Below are 18,054 nucleotides of genomic sequence, written 5' to 3'. Positions count from 1 at the left end.
ATATACAAGTTATCCACTTATCAACTTTCTATCCACAATTGAAATTCTCTTATTTACGCTGTATTTACTAAGTTTATATAAAATTAATACGATTAACAAGTGCTTCATATTACACACAGCTTATCAACAGGGTTTATCCACACCTGTTGATACTTTTTTACTTATCAACACGAATCATCCACCATTCTCCGATTGATTCTTTTTGAAATGTTGGTTGATCAATTAGTTCGAAACCAAGTTGTTCGACAAGGTCCCTTATTGCCTTTTGTTGACTATGCACATATAGTTTACTCGCTTCTTTTTTTCGAGCTACTTCCATACAAATCTCGATTAGTCCCAACACATAAGATGGTGCCAATACCTGCTTTATATAGAAGTTATTTAACCACAGAGCGTTCTCTTCAACTGGTTGTAACATGAAAAAGGCATATGCAACTTTCTCATGCTTTACTAGATAGCCGTATTCCCATATCGCTTGTTCGTTTAGACCGTCAGGCCACTGATCTTGAAAAAAATCATCCACTATTGCATGGTCTGCTGTACGCGTTGAAAGACACTCCATTCCTATCATCTCCTATTGAATCTAGTTTTCTATCAGTTTATGAGAGAAAAAAGGAAATATACCAATTTAACTAAACCATTCGAATAAAAAGAACTTCACTTTTACTTCTTCTTCCTCGTCCTCTTCTTCTATTTCTTCTGGTTCATCCTTTTCCTCTGCAGCTGCAACACTAGTTCCATTCGAAAAATCAAGGAAACATAACGGTGGAAACAGTACACACCACCAATTCGCACCTTTTCCTTCACCGAGCGTTATCATAATGGCTTCATATTCTCCCGCGGGATAAATGTAGGAGCCATAAACCTTATCTGGAAAATTAACATTCTTTCCATAGGACACTTCCGATGACATCTCTATACCTTCAGCTACTAGCGTATTTCCTACTATATCTTCAATTTTATCTAGTCGAGATTCAATCATTTCACGTGCTACGTCAATATCATCAAGGTCTTCTACCCATCTAGTAATTTCTTCATTAACTTCATCGCGTACCAATCGTTTTATTTGTTGGTCTTTATCCTGATCACTATTGGCAAGAATCCGTAAGCGTATTGCTTCATCAGGAATAACTTGATACGCTTCGTCTGATGATGTTCCCTTACCACTAACGAAAGATTGCATCGAAAATAGTGTGATACACACTGCTAAAAGTCCGATTATAGGTATGATTTTTTTCATTTGTAACAGCCCCCTAATTACTTCTTAAGATTAGTATGGGCATGTTACGCTTTCTTTAAACTAGCAATCTATTGAATTTATTTTCTGCTGCTTTTTTGTGTATTAGTTACCTTTTCTTTTTGCAAAAATCATCCGATCACGGCCATTTATATCTTTGCAGACTTCTACCTCACTATCAGGAAATGCGTGTAAGATAAGCGTCTTAATTTGTTCAGCTTGTTGATAACCAATTTCAAAAGCAAGTAATCCACATGTGGATAACACAGTTTTAGCTTGGCTAATAATTTGTTGATAAGCAAAAAGTCCATTATCTTTTGCGAATAAAGCTAGCTCTGGGTCAAAATTTCTAACCGTATCTGCTAATGTTTCTTTTTCTTCCCAAGCAATATAAGGGGGATTAGAGACAATAACATCAAGCATTTCTCCATTATCTATCCACTTTTGCAAAAAATCACTTTGATGAAAGGTTACTGCAGCATCTAAACGTTCTGCATTATTCGTTGCTACTTTCTGCGCGGCCATTGATATATCACACGCTTCTACTTGTAACATCGGGTCCTCTAGCTTTAATGTGATTGCAATAACCCCACTACCTGTCCCAATATCGGCTATTTTGATTGGTTCTTTCATTTGTTTCGTTCGTTCCAGGACACCTAACACCAATTCTTCTGTTTCAGGTCGTGGTATTAAGACATCTTTTGTTATATGAAAGTTTCGTCCATAAAAATATTCCGAACCAATTATGTGTTGAACGGGAATGCCTGTATCTGTGTGTTTGTGTATATCTTGTTGATAAGCTTGATATACCTTATCAGGAATTGGTTCGCGCAAGCTCATTAAGAGTTGTGATTTCGTATAATCTAAATGATGGAGTAAAAGAATTTCCGCTACACGTGGCTCACGATTATGTTCTTCTAAAAAAAGAGAAGCCCAACGAAGGACTTCTTGTACGTTAGGCTGTTTCATATATTATTCACCTATTTGTTCCATTTTACTTGTTTGTTCTTCCATGATCAACGCATCGATTACTTCCATTAGCTTACCTTCTAAAATTTGATCAAGCTTTTGAATGGTTAAACCTATACGGTGATCTGTCACACGGTTTTGAGGGAAATTATACGTGCGAATCCGTTCGGAACGGTCACCTGAACCAACAGCAGATTTACGTGTTTGATCATATTCTGCTTGCGCTTCTTGGCGGACTTTATCATAAATGCGCGCACGTAAAATTTTCATCGCTTTTTCTTTATTCTTAATTTGTGATTTTTCATCTTGAATCGAAACCACAGTACCTGTTGGCAGGTGAGTTAATCGCACTGCTGACATTGTTGTATTAACACTTTGTCCGCCCGGTCCACTAGATGTAAATGTATCCACACGAATGTCCTTTTCATGAACATCCACTTCTACTTCTTCTGCTTCTGGCATCGCTACAACAGTTGCAGTTGATGTATGAATCCTTCCACCTGACTCTGTATCTGGTACACGTTGTACACGGTGGGCCCCGTTTTCATATTTTAATTTTGAATAGGCGCCTTTACCATTAATCATGAAGATGATCTCTTTATAACCACCAACACCTGATGAACTTGATTCCATTACATCCATCTTCCAACCTTGTGACTCAGCAAATTTAGCATACATACGGTATAAATCAGCCGCAAACAGCGCTGCCTCATCTCCACCAGCTGCTCCGCGAATTTCCATAATTACACTCTTATCATCATTTGGATCTTTAGGTAGCAATAGAACTTTTAACTTTTCTTCTAGGCCTGGAAGTTGTTCTTCTAATTCTGAAATTTCCATTTTGACCATTTCCTGCATATCAGCATCTAATTTTTCATCTTGCATTACTTTTGCTTCCTTCAGTTCTTCCGATACTTCTTTATATTCGCGATAAACTTCAATAATATCTGTTAAGTCAGATTGTTCTTTTGAGTAATCTCTTAGTTTCTTCGTATCATTAACTATCTCCGGATCACTTAATAGTTCATTTAATTTCTCATAACGATCTTCTAATGATTGTAATTTATCAAGCATGCAGTTCACCTCATTTTTTCTTTTCCCGAATACGTTCTTATTTATTATACAATACTTTTCATTATAGTATAGCTGATATCTCGAGTCAAAAGTTCAACGTGATTCCGAAGCCGATTTAAAAGTTCCTATTTTCATTTCACACTTCGTTTGCGTGCTCCGCCGAATTGTTGCGGTGTTCCGCTGAATTATCGCCTTGCTCCGCCTAATTATCGCTTCCTTCCGCCCAATTATCGCGTACTCCGCCGGATTATCGCTCTCTTCCGCTAGATTAAACCTGCCACACGCCAGCATTTCTAACTAGTGATATAAATTTTCACTAAAAAACACCGTACATGGACGGTGCTTTAAGATTATTAATCTGCTGTTTTTTCTGAAGCTTTTATTTTTATGGATTGCGTTGGTTTATTTGGAACTTCGTGGTGATGGCGGCAGCGTGGTTCATACGATTCGGCTGCACCTACTAATATAATTGGATCATCGTAAGAAGCAGGTAAATCATCGATTAATCGTTGCGTTCTGCTTGCTGGTGAACCGCAGACAGGGCAAATAGCATTTAATTTAGAGACTGATTCACTTAGCGCCATTAGCGCTGGAACAGGACCAAACGGCTCTCCACGAAAATCAGTGTCTAAACCAGCAACAATTACACGGTGACCATGATTTGCTAATTCATTAATTATGTCTACAATCTTGTCATCAAAAAATTGAACTTCATCAATACCTACTACATCAATTGAGTCATCCATTTCGGCGATGATATCGTCTGCACATGAAACTGGTCGAGCTAATATAGTATTTCCATTATGAGAAACAACGGATTCTTTAGCATAGCGATCATCAATTGCTGGTTTAAAAACTCGAACAGATAAATTACCGTATGTCGCTCTTCTGACACGGCGTATGAGTTCCTCTGATTTCCCTGAAAACATACTACCACAGATGAGTTCTACCCATCCACTTTGCTTCATAACATACACGTATGATTTTCTCCTTTCATATGTAAAACAAGTTGCCTTAGAGGTTATCTAGTAGCATTATATACATATTCCATATATTCTGTTCATTATCCTTAAGTCAAAGGATATTTTTCACTCTATTAAAAAGGAAAAAACAGGCAAAGGAAGATAATTCGCCTGTTTTCTCATCAACATTAGTTAAGATAAGCCATCCTTCAAAATGAAGAATGGCTTCTTACTTTAACTAGCACATTTAAGTGACTTAGTTAAGTTTATATTTTTTCTTAAAGCGATCTACACGGCCGCCAGCTTTATCTGCTTTTTGTTTACCAGTATAGAAAGGATGCGAATCTGAACTTATCTCTACACGGATTAACGGGTATGTGTTACCATCTTCCCATTCGATTGTCTCATCGGAAGATTTCGTTGATCCACTAAGAAATTTGTAATCAGAACTTGTATCAAGAAATACTACTTTCTTGTATTCTGGGTGAATGCCTTCTCTCATTATGTTCCACTCCTTCTGCCCTGAATCCCTTAGAAACAGAGTTAATATTTAGCTATATTACACAATTTAAAAAACTGTTTAATATACTTATTCTTTATACTCACACTGAAAGATTATAACAGTCTGGTTTGACCTTTGCAATAGCTAGTTTTATTTTTTACTAGGATTATTCTTCATCGTTCCTTTTCGTTTCATTTCTAACTCTAATTGCTCATAAAACTCTAGATTTGTTTTTGTTGAGCGAATCTTACGTAAGAAGCGATCTAAGAAATCAGATGAATCCTGCATCGATTTGCGTACAGCCCAAAGGATATCCAGTTGTTCCTGTGGTAACAATAATTCTTCTTTTCTTGTACCAGAAGGCAAAATATCAATCGCTGGGAAGATACGACGTTGTGCTAATGCTCTATCTAAATGTAATTCCATGTTACCGGTACCTTTGAATTCTTCATAGATAACATCATCCATACGTGATCCTGTTTCGACTAAAGCAGTTGCTAAGATCGTGAAACTACCACCTTCTTCGATATTACGCGCAGCACCAAAGAATCGCTTTGGTCTATGAAACGCAGCAGGATCAATACCACCTGATAGTGTACGACCACTAGGCGGAATAACAAGGTTATATGCTCTAGCTAAACGCGTGATACTATCCATTAAGATAATAACATCTTTTTTATGCTCCACAAGACGCATTGCCCGTTCTAGAACAAGTTCAGATACTTTAATATGATTTTCAGGAACTTCATCAAATGTAGAACTTACAACATCCACATTAGGATGAACAGAACGTTCAATATCTGTAACTTCTTCTGGACGTTCATCAACTAATAAAATAATTAGTTTAGCCTCCGGATGGTTTTTAGTAATACTATTCGCAATTTGCGTTAGTAACATCGTTTTACCAGCTTTTGGTGGCGCAACAATTAGTCCACGTTGTCCAAAACCTACAGGTGTTATCAAATCCATAATTCGCGTTGAGATTGCCTTTTCGTCCGTTTCTAAATTCATTAGACGATTCGGATATAAAGCTGTTAATGCTGGAAAATGGACACGTTCTTTTGCCATTTCAGGATTTTCTCCATTTACGGCATCAACATGCAACAAACCATAGTAACGCTCATTTTCTTTTGGAGGTCGTACTTTACCAGATACTTTATCACCATTTCGTAAATCAAATCGACGTATTTGGGATGCGGAAATATAAATATCTTCTGCACTTGGTGAATAATTAATTGGTCGTAAAAAACCAAATCCTTCTGATGGAATAATTTCTAACACACCATCCATGAATAAATATCCACCTTTTTCAGCTTGCGCTTTCAAAATTGCAAATATTAATTCTTTTTTTGTTAATTTGGCATAGTAAGATACTTTAAACTCTTTTGCCTGAGTATAAAGGTCTTTCAATGTCATGGTCTCTAATTGAGAAATAGTTACTTCGTTCACAAAATCACCACACCTATTTAATTATTTAAACACACAACATGGCCACCTTTATTATAAAAAAAGCATGTCCATCCTGTAATCTATTCAACTGTAAAAATTATTCCTTTATTATATAGAAACTACTTCATTCTTTGGATACTTCTTGTAATTGAAGTCTGCTAAGTTGTGTAAACATCCTGCTGTAAGTATGTATGCAGCGTAGAAGAGCTGGCTTTTTCACACATTTATTCAAGAAGTTATGCGAAGGAATTCATTGTTTGTTCTAGCTAGTAGACCATCTTATTGGAGCAAAATAGATTCGATTCTTAAAGATAGAATAGAAGTTTGTTCATTGCTACAAAGGATACCCTGTTCTTACATACTTAAACCTCTTATATCGTACCTTTTTCTTATAGATTAATCAATCTATAATTTTATTCTAGCACAAATTGACTAAATTTATTGCGAAAAATAAAATGATGTAGTTTTTGAGGTGAAAAAATTAAGAGGATATCAAAAAAATTACAGGAAGCTTCTGTTTGTTACTAGCTTCCTGTACAATCATTTCGTACTATTTACGAGTTTTGAAATTGTTCTATTTCACTTTCTGTCATCTCTTCTCGCCAAATAATAGCACCTAATTTAGTAAGTTTTTCAGTTAAATCTTCGTAACCACGATCAATATGCTCTAATCCAGTTATTTCGGTAATACCATTCGCCATCAAACCTGCAACAATTAAAGCCGCACCAGCGCGAAGATCACTCGCCTTCACTTTTGCTCCTTCTAATTGAACAGGGCCGGAAATAATAGCTGAACTTCCTTCTACTTTTATTTGTGCATTCATTCTCCGGAGTTCATCAATGTGTTTAAAACGCGCCTGATATATGGTATCCGTTACAACACCCGTACCAGTTGAACTTGTTAACAGCGAGGTGAAAGGTTGTTGTAAATCGGTAGGAAAGCCCGGATGTACAAGTGTTTTGATATCAACACTCTTCAAGTTTTTTGATCGTGTGATCAGTAACTGTTCTTCCCCTTCTTCAATTTGGACGCCCATTTCACGCAGTTTAGCAAGTAATGGTTCTAAATGTTGTGGAATCACGTTATCAATCAACACTTTCTCCCCCATAGCTGCTGCCATAATTGTATAGGTACCTGCTTCAATTCGATCTGGAATAATCGTATGCATGCAACCAGTCAGAGAATCTACGCCTTCAATTCGAATAACATCTGTTCCAGCACCTTTAATTCTGGCGCCCATACTAGTAAGCAATGTAGCAACATCAATAATTTCTGGTTCGCGTGCTGCATTTTCAATTATTGTTTTCCCTTTTGCTTTAACAGCTGCTAACATAATATTAATTGTCGCACCTACACTAACAACATCAAGGTAAATCCGTGCACCTTTTAGTTCATCAGCGCGCAAATAAATTGCACCTTGTTCATTTGTTACTTTTGCACCAAGTGCTTCAAAGCCTTTTATATGCTGATCAATTGGGCGTGGTCCAATATGACAACCACCTGGCAAACCAATAACTGCCTTCTTAAAACGCCCAAGCATAGCGCCCATAAAATAATAGGAAGCTCTTAATTTTTTAACTTTTCCGTTCGGTAAGGGCATAGAAGTCATATTGGAAGGATCAATATGTACAGTCTGTCCATGCCACGATACTTCTCCCCCGATTTCTTCTAATAACTCACCTAATATACCGACGTCAGATATTTTCGGCAAACCTTCAATAATAACTTTAGAATCAGCCAAAATCGCTGCTGGTAATAATGCCACCGCGCTATTTTTCGCTCCACTGATTCTTACTTTTCCATTAAGAGGAGTACCGCCCTGCACATATAATTTTTGCATTTGAATTCCTCGCTTTATCTATTGTTTATATAAATGATGATTGTATTCTTCTTATCGTACACATTTTTCCCGAAAACATGCATAATTTTTCACTAACACAATTTCTATTATACAAACAATTGGGCTATCTATCCACCCTAACCAGATATTTAATTTAAAAGGGACTACCTTTAACGCTATATTTATTCATTATAACAAAAAAACCACCCCGTCAGGATGGCTTTTTCTACTATATATTAAGCTTGGTTAGATGAACCGAATTCACGCATTTTTCCGCTTACTGTTGCTTTAATCGCATCGCGTGATGGCCCTAAGTATTTACGTGGGTCAATCATATCAGGATTTGCAGCTAATACGTCACGTACTTTTTGTGTTTGTTGAATTTGGTTTTCTGTGTTTACGTTAATTTTAGATGTACCATAAGAAATTGCTTTTTTGATGTCTGCTGTAGGGATACCAGTTCCACCGTGAAGTACTAGTGGTACTCCAGCAACTACATTAATTTCTTCCATTTCTTTGAATCCTAGGTTTGGTTCACCTTCATATGCACCGTGTACAGAACCTAGAGCTGGAGCAAGACAATCAATTCCAGTACGTTCTACTAGCTCTTTACACTCCGCAGTGTCAGCATACATGATGCCACCTGTAACACCGTCTTCTGTTCCACCAACAGTTCCAACTTCTGCTTCAACAGAAACACCATGGAAGTGTGCAAGTTCAACAACTTTAGAAGTTAACGCAATATTTTCTTCAAATGGATGGTGAGAAGCATCAATCATTACTGATGTGAAACCAGCGTGGATTGCTTTAGCACATGACTCAAATGTTTGACCGTGGTCTAAGTGGATCGCAACTGGTACTGTAGTTCCTTGTGCTTTCATTGTTGCATCAACCATTGCAACTACAACACTGTAACCGCCCATGTATTTTCCAGCGCCTTCAGAAACTCCAAGAATAACTGGAGACTTTTCATCTTCAGCAGCTTGTAAGATCGCTTGAATATACTCCAAGTTGTTAATGTTAAATTGGCCCACTGCATAACGTTTTTCGTTTGCTGTGTCTAGCATTTCTTTCATTGATACTAATGGCATAAAATTGTTCCTCCTAATAAAGATTAGTAAATCTAATATTCCCTATAGCCAGTCAAATATGTTTTGATGATTGGATATACTATTAGAATACCAATTTCATGAAGAAGGTGCAACAAATCTTACATATGTAAACGTTTTCTACCGAATTAATTTGTCTTTTATATGAAGGTTATCGATTTATAACCTAATTTTTAAGATATATTGAAGAATTGCCCAACTTATTGAAATTAGTTATCATTTAATAATCGATTCATATGAAATTTTGCATCTTCTATATTAAATGGTTTAGATAAAACTTCTTTTACAGATGAAAAGTTCTTTGTTTTACTCTTTGCTTCCTCTGCTAACCCACTCATCATTATTGTTGGAATATATTTTCCGCTTTCTTCTAGTTTTTCAATAACGGCAGCTCCATCAATTATTGGTAAACGAAAATCAATTAATATCAAATCTGGCGGTATTTCTTCAATAAAATCTAATGCTTCCTTTCCATTTGCACAACTAAATGCTTCGTAACCCTCACTTTTCACTATTTCTTCTAATAATAATCGTATGCCTAGTTGATCATCTACGATCAAAACTGTACGTGTCATCGTAATCCACTCCTCTATCAAGAATCAACATTGTACTTGTTAGTATATTAAATATAGGAAATATACTCTCACAAAACTACCTACTATATATTTATATATTTCTAGACAACTGTTATTATTCCTGCTTTTTAACTAAATTTGTATAATCGCTGTATAAAATTACATTCTATTTCTTCTACGGTTTCGCATCATTTAAGTATACTACTAAAAAAGTCGACATAGTTAAAACTATGTCGACTTTTCGTATTACTTATTTTGTTGTGCTACTGATGCGCCAATGAATCCATAAAATAAACGTTGTGGACGAGTTGGACGTGATTTGAATTCTGGATGGAACTGCGATGCTATAAACCATGGATGATCTGCAAGTTCGATCGTTTCAATAAGTTTACCATCAGGGCTAGTACCAGAAAAGATAAATCCTTTATCTTCCATTGCTTCTCTATATTCATTGTTAAATTCAAAACGGTGACGATGACGTTCGTAAATAACATCTTCATTTTCATATGCTTCTTTCGTTTTTGTACCCTCTTTCAAACGGCATGGATAGACACCTAATCGAAGTGTTCCACCCATATCAGAAACGTCTTTTTGTTCAGGCAATAAATCGATAATTGGATATGGTGTATTTGGATCAATTTCAGCAGAATGCGCACCATCAAATCCAAGTACATTACGTGCGAATTCAACTGTTGCTAACTGCATACCTAAGCAAATTCCTAAAAATGGCGTTTTAGATTCTCTCGCATAACGAATTGCTTCAATTTTACCTTCAATCCCACGATCACCAAATCCTCCAGGTACAAGAATACCATCAACATCTGCTAATAATTCAGCTACATTTTCGGCATTTACAACTTCAGAATCAACCCAACGCACACAAACATCGGAATCATAGCTATAGCCTGCATGTTTTAAAGCCTCAACGACAGAAATATATGCATCTGGAAGCTCGACATATTTACCAACTAAACCAATTGTAACGGTTTTTGATAAATGTCTAACTTTTTCAGCCAATTCATTCCATTCGGTCATGTCTGCTGGTGGGCAATCCAAACCAAAATGGTCACATGTAATTTGATCTAAATTTTGTGCTTGCAGAGCTAGAGGTACGTGATAAAGTGTTTCAGCATCGGTAGATTCAATCACAGAACCTGCATCAATGTCGCAGAATAGTGCTATCTTATCTTTCATGTCTTGTGTTATTTTCAATTCCGTACGTAGAATGATGACATCAGGTTGAATGCCTAAAGAACGTAATTCTTTCACACTATGTTGCGTTGGTTTTGTTTTCATTTCACCAGCCGCTTTAATATATGGAACTAATGTCGTATGGATGTACATGACGTTTTCTTTACCAATGTCACTCTTTATTTGGCGAATTGCCTCTAAGAACGGTAGGGATTCGATATCACCAACAGTTCCACCAATCTCAGTAATAACAACATCAGCATTCGTTTGTTTACCAGACTGAAATACTTTATCTTTGATTTCATTGGTGATATGTGGAATTACCTGTACTGTACCACCTAAATAGTCCCCGCGTCGTTCTTTTTTAATAACAGTAGAATAGATCTTACCAGTTGTAACGTTACTATATTTATTTAAATTGATGTCAATAAAACGTTCATAGTGACCCAAGTCAAGATCTGTCTCAGCACCGTCTTCTGTAACAAAAACTTCTCCGTGCTGATAAGGACTCATTGTTCCTGGATCGACATTAATATAAGGATCGAATTTCTGAATTGTTACATTTAATCCTCTATTCTTTAATAAACGTCCTAATGAAGCTGCTGCAATTCCTTTTCCTATGGATGACACAACGCCACCTGTAACAAAAATATATTTAGTCACCTTACATCCCTCTTCCTTTTTTGTTTAATGTGTGATCTTATTGGTTTTCCAATACAAAAAATCTATTGAACAAGATAATTTATGGACATAAGTGCATAAAAAAACAAAAGCGTCCCCCTATTAATAGGGGGACGCTATTTATATTATTTAAATAAATAATGGAGCCCGAATAAAATTGTACGCATTCCACCATCAAAAGTCAAGCGCATTTTTTATCGACTATTTCTTTTTCTTCGCTTTTCCATCTTCTTCGTCATTGTCGTCGTCATCTTCTTCATCATCATCGTCATCAAAATCAACGTCTACATCATCATCGTCGTCAAATGATTCTTCATCATCACTTTCATCAAAGTCTGTTTGTTCAAAGTCTAGATCTATTTCTGTAAGATCCTCTTCTTCAACGACAGCCTTTTTCTTCTTCTTAGCTGCTGCTTTCTTTTTCTTCTTTTTCTTAGGAACAGCAGTAATTTCTTCTTCAATTTTTTCCATAGGATACCAATCTCTTAGTCCCCATAAACCAGATCCAATCGTTATAAAACGACCATCAACATTTAAATCCGTATAAAATTGAGCGTAATATTCCTTTTTTTTCACATCATTGAAACCTTTCAATTCGATAACACGATCATAAATCTCTTGATAAGGCATCGCTTTTTTCTCTTTTTTCAATACCATTGTTGCTAAATTAACCATTGATAGCTCTTGTAATTCTTCGCGGCTATATTTATCCAAGCTCACCGTCAAAGCACTCCCTTTTATCATATTATTTTCCTGTTTATATGTTAGCAAATGCGTCAGCATCTATTACACATTTTCACGAATGGCTGATGAAATTCTTTTTATAAACAGACTCTTCTTCATCAAGCACAACTAGTGAATCTGAATTGTCTCCAATACATTATATTGGTATGAAAATCAAAATGCAATATTTACCGCGATTCCATTTTATAAAGAGATGAATTTTCGGTCTACTTACTTCTGTTTAGTTTATAAAATCGACTATTTCTTTTACTTTAGCTTCTGTTAAGCTGCCAGAATTATTGTATATATGAATATTTTCAGCTGGAATTGCCCAGTTAATTGTTGGAACGAAATCTACACGCGTTTCGTAACTGTCCCAGTTGTCTAGTTTCCATGTATCACGGATAGTGCCTCGTTCTTCTATTCGAGCACGTTGCGTCTCTATATCACCTAACGTAACGACCACAACCTTAACATCGACTTCAGCAAAGGTTTTGCCACTTTTAGCTAAAACATCCTCTATCCACTCTTTGTTTTTTAACTCTGCAGTAAATGGGGAAATCATAAAGACATTCTGACCTGCTGCTACATTATCTATACATATATCCATTGTTGTATCATATTCTAAATCTCTTAAATTCTCTTTATAAAATGCGGAATCACGATCATTTTTGTCCATTCCTTGCATGTCCAAAATCCGCTCGACAAAACGTCCTCCAACCGTATCACGATCAAGAAATGCATTTGGTACAAACGATGCAACTTCTTTCGCAACCGTTGTTTTACCTGTGCCTGCTACTCCTACAAAAAATATAAGCTTTTGCATAAATTTATCATCCCTTCACATTTTAATTCAACTACTTTTCATGGTAACGCATACTTTCTAAAAAAGCATTTACTTTTTTTATTAGGAAATGTTTTTTCTTTTTCGGGCATGATAACTTGTACGAATCTCTAAAGGGGGACATAACTATGTACAGTATAATCATCGGGATTTTTATTTTACTTATTCTTATATGGATTGATTTTCAAATAGGAAAAAAACACTTTAAAAGAAAAGCTCCCCTCGTTCATTTTCCATTAGATCCTACTAAATACGAACTGTTCACAACGGGGGATACATTTTTTAAACAATTTTTTGAAGATGTGAAACAAGCGAAAACAAACGTTTCGATTGCTTTTTTCACTGTTCGAAATGACCAAATTAGTAAAGATTTATTTAAATTGTTAAAAGAAAAAGCACAGACTGGTGTAACAGTGAATCTACAGGTAGACTGGGTTGGATCAATTGCATTAAAAAGAAAGCTAATAAAAGACCTGCGAGCTAGCGGTGTACATGTGCGTAAAAGTAATCCACCAACTTTTCCATTCTTTTTTTATCGACTTAACAGAAGAAACCATCGAAAAATAACGATAATTGATTCTACCATTAGTTATCTAGGCGGCTTCAATGTCGGTAAAGAGTATCTAGGCGCCGATCCAAAGTTGGGTGATTGGCGTGATTATCATCTAAAGCTAGTTGATAAACAAATGGCTGGGATATTGCAAAACGTTTTCGCTTATGATTGGGAGGCAGAAAATAAACCTGCCTTAAAAAAGACCCCGACCAAACCTCTAAAAGGAGATACTTCCTTTACCGTTCACATAACAGAAGCAGGGCAGCTAGAAGACTTGTTAGTCCATTGGTTACAGCAAGCAAAACAATCCATTAGCATTGGCTCCCCTTACTTCATTCCAAGTAAACGCGTCTTCGATTGCTTATTACAAGCATGTGCGAAAGGAATCGATGTAACGATACTTGTTCCAGAAAAGGAGGACCATCCACTAGTAAAACCCACTGCATTTCCTTACTATCGGAAACTATTAGCTGCAGGCGGAAAAGTCCATTTTTACAATAATGGATTTTATCACGCAAAAATTAGTTTAATTGATGATAACTGGGCTAATCTTGGTACTGCAAACTTTGACAAACGGAGCTTTTTTTTAAATCAAGAGATCAATCTTGAAATGTCTGGTGACAAAGAGCTGCTTTTACCAATCAAAAATGCTTTTTTAAAAGATCTTAAATCTAGTTTTCCCGCTACAGAAAGTTATTTAAATAACCAATCATTAAGAGCAAAAATTGCTGGATGGATTGGCAAGTTAGTTGAGCCACTCTTGTAAATAAAAGTTCATTAGAACAATTTAACGATACATCGTCCAGTAACCGATGTCTTCAAATCCCAGCCGTTTATATAGCTTGCCCGCGTCTGGATTATCGTAAAAGAGACAAAGTTGTTTCCCTTCAGCTAGTAAGTTCTTACAGAGCTTATTCAAGCACATAGTAGCAAGTCCTTGTTGTTTATAGTCTTGATGTGTTGCAACAGCTACTATCATCGCCGAGCTACTATTTTCTGCAGCTGTAGAAGCCGAAGAAACAATTTCACCCTCTCGCGCGATATAATAATCACGTGATACGCCCTTTTCTAGATTGCGACGCTTGCTCTCTGGATCATATACTAATTCGGAAAACTCTGGGACGTTAGTCAAAAAATCGCCTAGCTTGTTAATTTCGTTAAGTGTCAGCTCGTTTACTTCTGTTGTATCGACTTCTGGTAATGAGTCGTTATTCGTACATTTCGCATAATATAACTGCCGCTTCACACTATATGTAATTTGCAAATGAGGTTCGATTTGGATTGTAACTTCTTTTAACCCGGAAAGCTGTGGTGCATTTTTATCGGCATTAATAATATCCGCAAATCCTCTTGCATCGAAGGATCCGAGTGCAAAAGGGATGTAGTTTTTTTCGTATTTTAACAAAATAGCGCGCAACTGGTTAGTTTCATCAAAATCACCCCATATTTGCTGGAAATCTTCTGCATATCCAAACGCTTCAATATCTCCGATGATAAATAAATTTTCTGCTGGTTTTTGTTGGATTAACGCTTGTGTCACAGCATCATCTTGTTCCGTCAATTGCCGAATCACAGTGTTTCTACCTCCTCTATTCTGATAGTTAAAAATATTTTAACACAAATTTATGTGAATTTTCTTACTTTTTTTTGGAGAAGAGGTATAAATTATGTGCTCCGTCGGATTACGACGTGCTTCCGCCGGATTGCCCTGGCCTTACGTCGCAATTTCCATCAATTGTTTCGTTCAAAATACTAACTTTTACGAAAAGCCTTCTTTAAAAAAAAGATCCAGTCCATTTTAAATGGGCTGGATCTTTTTCATTAGTATTACATACTGTCTGGAGCTTTTACTCCAATTAAACGTAAGCCATTAGCAAGCGTGTACTTAACAGATTGCATTAGCGCCAATCTTGCTTTCGTGCGCTCCGGATGCTCAGCATCTAACACTTTTTCTGCATTATAGAAGCTATGCAACGCAGACGCAACATCATAGATATATTGCGTTAGACGATGTGGTGTTCTATTTTCTGCGGCATCGATAATTACTTGTGGGAATTCACCAATTCGCTTCAATAAATCTTCTTCTTTTTCAGCAATTAACAGGCTAGCATCAAAGTTTTCATCTACAAGGAAACCTTTCTCCTCAGCCTGACGAAGCATCGCACAGATTCTTGCATGTGCATATTGCACATAAAAAACTGGGTTATCATTTGATTCTGATTTAGCTAGATCCATATCAAAGTCTAAATGTGAATCGCTTGAACGCATCACAAAGAAATAACGCATTGCATCAACGCCTACTTCTTCCATCAATTCACGCAATGTTACAGCTTTACCTGTTCGCTTACTCATCTTGACTTTCTCACCATTTTCAAACAGGCTAACCATTTGGATTATCTCAACCTCAAGTGTGTCTGAATTATAGCCTAACGCCTGAATTGCAGCACGTACTCTTGGAATATAACCGTGATGATCTGCACCCCAAATATTAATTAACGTTTTAAAACCACGCTCTAATTTATTGTTATGGTAAGCAATATCCGGTGTTAAATACGTATACGTTCCATCATTTTTAATCAGTACACGGTCTTTGTCGTCACCAAAATCAGTAGTTCGGAACCAAGTGGCACCTTCTTCTTCAAATGTATGCCCCTTGTCCTTAAGTAAAGCCAAAGTAGGAGCTATTTTACCGTCATCATAAAGAGATGTCTCAGAGAACCATTGATCAAAGTTTACACGGAATTCCGATAGATCTTTTTCTAGTTTTTTAATTTCATATTTCAAACCATATTCTTTAAAAAATGCTAATCGTTCTTCTTCTGGTTTATTAGCCCACTCATCGTTATATGCGTCAACTAATTCCTTACCAAGCGCAATAATATCTTTACCATGGTAACCGTCTTCCGGCATCGCCTCGTCTTTTCCTATTGCTTGCATATAGCGTGCTTGAATAGATTTAGCTAGGTTATTTATTTGGTTACCAGCATCATTAATATAATATTCACGTTCGACATCGTAACCCGCTGCATCTAGAATATTACAAAGCGAATCACCTACAGAAGCCCCACGCGCATGTCCAAGGTGTAAATCACCAGTTGGATTTGCCGAAACAAATTCGACTTGCACTTTATGACCTAATGCTGCTTCTGATCGGCCATAATTGTCTCCCTCTTTTAATATAACTGGAATTAGACGTGTTAAGTACGTATTATCCATGAAAATATTAATGAATCCTGGACCTGCAATTTCTACTTTTGTAATAGAGGCTTCCACTGTATTTAGTGCTGCAACAATTTCATCCGCAATTTGTTTCGGTGCCTTCTTTGCAATTCTTGCTAGTTGCATCGCGATGTTTGTTGCGTAGTCTCCGTGTCCTCTGTCTTTTGGTTGTTCCAGTACAATAGCAGGTAACTCTTCTTCTGTCGCTAATTCCGCTTTGAGTACAGCTTGTTTAATTTCTGTTTTTAATCTTTCCTGCATTTCTTGCATAATATTCATTACGAAACCTCCTTGAAAGTCAATGTTAATCGGTGTCTTCGTTCACCTTCACCATTTATTTTTGTTGTATAACTAATAAACAGTTTCCCTGATCGTGTCCCTTTTGATTGTTCAAAAGTAATTTGATCTGTGTGGGTTTCCATATGTATCGTACCAAATTCATGGTGATAGATATTTTCTGTACGTTGTTTCCTTTTAAATTGCTGGAGCATCGCTACAGCGCCTGTTCGCTTGATGCTAACTTTATCATCGGTAATGGTTATGAAGGCATCCACGTCACCTTGTTCTTCTAGATGTTCCGTGAAGCGAATTACCTTGATCGTACCCTTTTGGATAAATGAGCCTGTCTCTTCGACTACTGTTCTTGTCTTATCACTTAGCTCACGAATTTCCGTAACTAATTTAATTGTAACAGGGATTTGTTCACTTTCCATTGTACCACCCTCACTAACTAGATAATCTTAAGTATAAGAAGGTTTTCAACTAAACTCAAGTATCTTTTTATTTAGGACCTTTTCGTAAACTTTAGTATTTCAAAAGATTGTTAAAATAAATCGATGAACTCTGTAATGATCCCGCTTTGGAAATACACTACGCTTTCCGCAGGCACGTCTTCAGCTAACTTCGTAAAGTAAAAAGCGTTTTACGAAGTGGATCTTCAGATCGCGCTGTTCCTGCAGGAGTCTCCGTGTATTTCCGTCGCTAGTCGAACAGATTTATCAGAGGTATTAGACCAACAATAACAAACTTTTATACTTTCTTAAGAAAAACCATACAAAACGAAGGAAAAACGCGAGACTCCTATGGGAAAGGAACAGTCTGAAGACCCCGCAGTGAGCGTTTTTT

General features: G+C 36.6%; 17 protein-coding genes. 1 reads left to right on the top strand and 16 read right to left on the bottom strand.

From position 1 onward, the window contains the following. Positions 1-157: 157 nt before the first annotated feature. The 13 genes from D2K60_RS02485 to D2K60_RS02425 form a co-directional block, all read right to left on the bottom strand. Positions 158-562, bottom strand: coding sequence for a GNAT family N-acetyltransferase (locus D2K60_RS02485; protein WP_117168407.1), 405 nt, complete (start codon positions 560-562; stop codon positions 158-160). A gap of 66 nt (positions 563-628) precedes the next feature. Then, on the bottom strand, positions 629-1,240 hold the full coding sequence (gene spoIIR / locus D2K60_RS02480; protein WP_117168406.1) for a stage II sporulation protein R: 612 nt from the start codon (positions 1,238-1,240) through the stop codon (positions 629-631). 102 nt (positions 1,241-1,342) lie between these two features. After that, positions 1,343-2,206: a peptide chain release factor N(5)-glutamine methyltransferase gene (gene prmC, locus D2K60_RS02475; protein WP_117168405.1), complete on the bottom strand. Its 864-nt coding sequence runs from the start codon at positions 2,204-2,206 to the stop codon at positions 1,343-1,345. Positions 2,207-2,209: 3 nt separating this feature from the next. Further along, positions 2,210-3,280 (bottom strand): peptide chain release factor 1, encoded by a 1,071-nt coding sequence (gene prfA / locus D2K60_RS02470; RefSeq protein WP_117168404.1) that lies wholly within the window; start codon positions 3,278-3,280, stop codon positions 2,210-2,212. A gap of 353 nt (positions 3,281-3,633) precedes the next feature. Beyond that, on the bottom strand, positions 3,634-4,257 hold the full coding sequence (locus D2K60_RS02465) for a thymidine kinase (protein ID WP_117168403.1): 624 nt from the start codon (positions 4,255-4,257) through the stop codon (positions 3,634-3,636). Positions 4,258-4,498: 241 nt separating this feature from the next. Beyond that, positions 4,499-4,744, bottom strand: a complete 246-nt coding sequence (locus tag D2K60_RS02460) for a type B 50S ribosomal protein L31 (RefSeq protein WP_117168402.1) — start codon at positions 4,742-4,744, stop codon at positions 4,499-4,501. Between the two features lie 150 nt (positions 4,745-4,894). Continuing rightward, entirely contained in the window at positions 4,895-6,193 is a 1,299-nt protein-coding gene (gene rho, locus D2K60_RS02455; RefSeq protein ID WP_117168401.1) for a transcription termination factor Rho, read from the bottom strand. 554 nt (positions 6,194-6,747) lie between these two features. Then, positions 6,748-8,034 (bottom strand): UDP-N-acetylglucosamine 1-carboxyvinyltransferase, encoded by a 1,287-nt coding sequence (locus D2K60_RS02450; RefSeq protein WP_117168400.1) that lies wholly within the window; start codon positions 8,032-8,034, stop codon positions 6,748-6,750. A gap of 236 nt (positions 8,035-8,270) precedes the next feature. Then, the gene (gene fba, locus D2K60_RS02445; RefSeq protein ID WP_117168399.1) at positions 8,271-9,125 is read right to left on the bottom strand and encodes a class II fructose-1,6-bisphosphate aldolase; all 855 of its coding nucleotides are present in this window, start codon (positions 9,123-9,125) and stop codon (positions 8,271-8,273) included. A 227-nt stretch (positions 9,126-9,352) separates the two neighbouring features. Then, positions 9,353-9,718 (bottom strand): response regulator, encoded by a 366-nt coding sequence (locus tag D2K60_RS02440; RefSeq protein ID WP_117168398.1) that lies wholly within the window; start codon positions 9,716-9,718, stop codon positions 9,353-9,355. A gap of 246 nt (positions 9,719-9,964) precedes the next feature. Continuing rightward, on the bottom strand, positions 9,965-11,572 hold the full coding sequence (locus D2K60_RS02435) for a CTP synthase (protein ID WP_117168397.1): 1,608 nt from the start codon (positions 11,570-11,572) through the stop codon (positions 9,965-9,967). Positions 11,573-11,791: 219 nt separating this feature from the next. Further along, entirely contained in the window at positions 11,792-12,310 is a 519-nt protein-coding gene (rpoE, locus tag D2K60_RS02430; RefSeq protein ID WP_117168396.1) for a DNA-directed RNA polymerase subunit delta, read from the bottom strand. Positions 12,311-12,554: 244 nt separating this feature from the next. Further along, on the bottom strand, positions 12,555-13,139 hold the full coding sequence (locus D2K60_RS02425; RefSeq protein WP_117168395.1) for a P-loop nucleotide/nucleoside kinase family protein: 585 nt from the start codon (positions 13,137-13,139) through the stop codon (positions 12,555-12,557). A gap of 146 nt (positions 13,140-13,285) precedes the next feature. Between D2K60_RS02425 and D2K60_RS02420 the strand changes: the two genes are divergently transcribed. After that, positions 13,286-14,476 (top strand): phospholipase D-like domain-containing protein, encoded by a 1,191-nt coding sequence (locus D2K60_RS02420; RefSeq protein WP_117168394.1) that lies wholly within the window; start codon positions 13,286-13,288, stop codon positions 14,474-14,476. A 21-nt stretch (positions 14,477-14,497) separates the two neighbouring features. Here D2K60_RS02420 and D2K60_RS02415 read toward each other — a convergent pair whose 3' ends face one another. From D2K60_RS02415 to D2K60_RS02405, 3 genes are all read right to left on the bottom strand, one after another. Beyond that, positions 14,498-15,283: a GNAT family N-acetyltransferase gene (locus D2K60_RS02415; protein ID WP_117168393.1), complete on the bottom strand. Its 786-nt coding sequence runs from the start codon at positions 15,281-15,283 to the stop codon at positions 14,498-14,500. Between the two features lie 254 nt (positions 15,284-15,537). After that, positions 15,538-17,208 carry an arginine--tRNA ligase gene (gene argS, locus D2K60_RS02410; RefSeq protein WP_117168392.1) on the bottom strand — a complete coding sequence of 557 codons (1,671 nt, stop codon included), beginning with the start codon at positions 17,206-17,208 and terminating at the stop codon, positions 15,538-15,540. Then, positions 17,208-17,642: a YwiB family protein gene (locus D2K60_RS02405; protein WP_117168391.1), complete on the bottom strand. Its 435-nt coding sequence runs from the start codon at positions 17,640-17,642 to the stop codon at positions 17,208-17,210. The genes argS and D2K60_RS02405 overlap by 1 nt, the downstream gene beginning before the upstream one ends. Positions 17,643-18,054 lie beyond the last annotated feature (412 nt).

The sequence above is a fragment of the Paraliobacillus sediminis genome (assembly GCF_003426055.1).
Note: the sequence above shows the minus strand (reverse complement) of the source record. Positions and strands in the feature narration are given on the sequence as shown.

Bases quoted from the DNA above. Each gene is read 5' to 3' on its own strand.
- spoIIR (WP_117168406.1), bottom strand. From the start codon at position 1,240: ATGAAAAAAATCATACCTATAATCGGACTTTTAGCAGTGTGTATCACA.
- D2K60_RS02405 (WP_117168391.1), bottom strand. From the start codon at position 17,642: ATGGAAAGTGAACAAATCCCTGTTACAATTAAATTAGTTACGGAAATT.
- argS (WP_117168392.1), bottom strand. From the start codon at position 17,208: ATGAATATTATGCAAGAAATGCAGGAAAGATTAAAAACAGAAATTAAA.
- D2K60_RS02420 (WP_117168394.1), top strand. From the start codon at position 13,286: ATGTACAGTATAATCATCGGGATTTTTATTTTACTTATTCTTATATGG.
- prfA (WP_117168404.1), bottom strand. From the start codon at position 3,280: ATGCTTGATAAATTACAATCATTAGAAGATCGTTATGAGAAATTAAAT.
- D2K60_RS02450 (WP_117168400.1), bottom strand. From the start codon at position 8,034: ATGCAAAAATTATATGTGCAGGGCGGTACTCCTCTTAATGGAAAAGTA.
- D2K60_RS02440 (WP_117168398.1), bottom strand. From the start codon at position 9,718: ATGACACGTACAGTTTTGATCGTAGATGATCAACTAGGCATACGATTA.
- prmC (WP_117168405.1), bottom strand. From the start codon at position 2,206: ATGAAACAGCCTAACGTACAAGAAGTCCTTCGTTGGGCTTCTCTTTTT.
- D2K60_RS02460 (WP_117168402.1), bottom strand. From the start codon at position 4,744: ATGAGAGAAGGCATTCACCCAGAATACAAGAAAGTAGTATTTCTTGAT.
- D2K60_RS02425 (WP_117168395.1), bottom strand. From the start codon at position 13,139: ATGCAAAAGCTTATATTTTTTGTAGGAGTAGCAGGCACAGGTAAAACA.
- fba (WP_117168399.1), bottom strand. From the start codon at position 9,125: ATGCCATTAGTATCAATGAAAGAAATGCTAGACACAGCAAACGAAAAA.
- D2K60_RS02485 (WP_117168407.1), bottom strand. From the start codon at position 562: ATGGAGTGTCTTTCAACGCGTACAGCAGACCATGCAATAGTGGATGAT.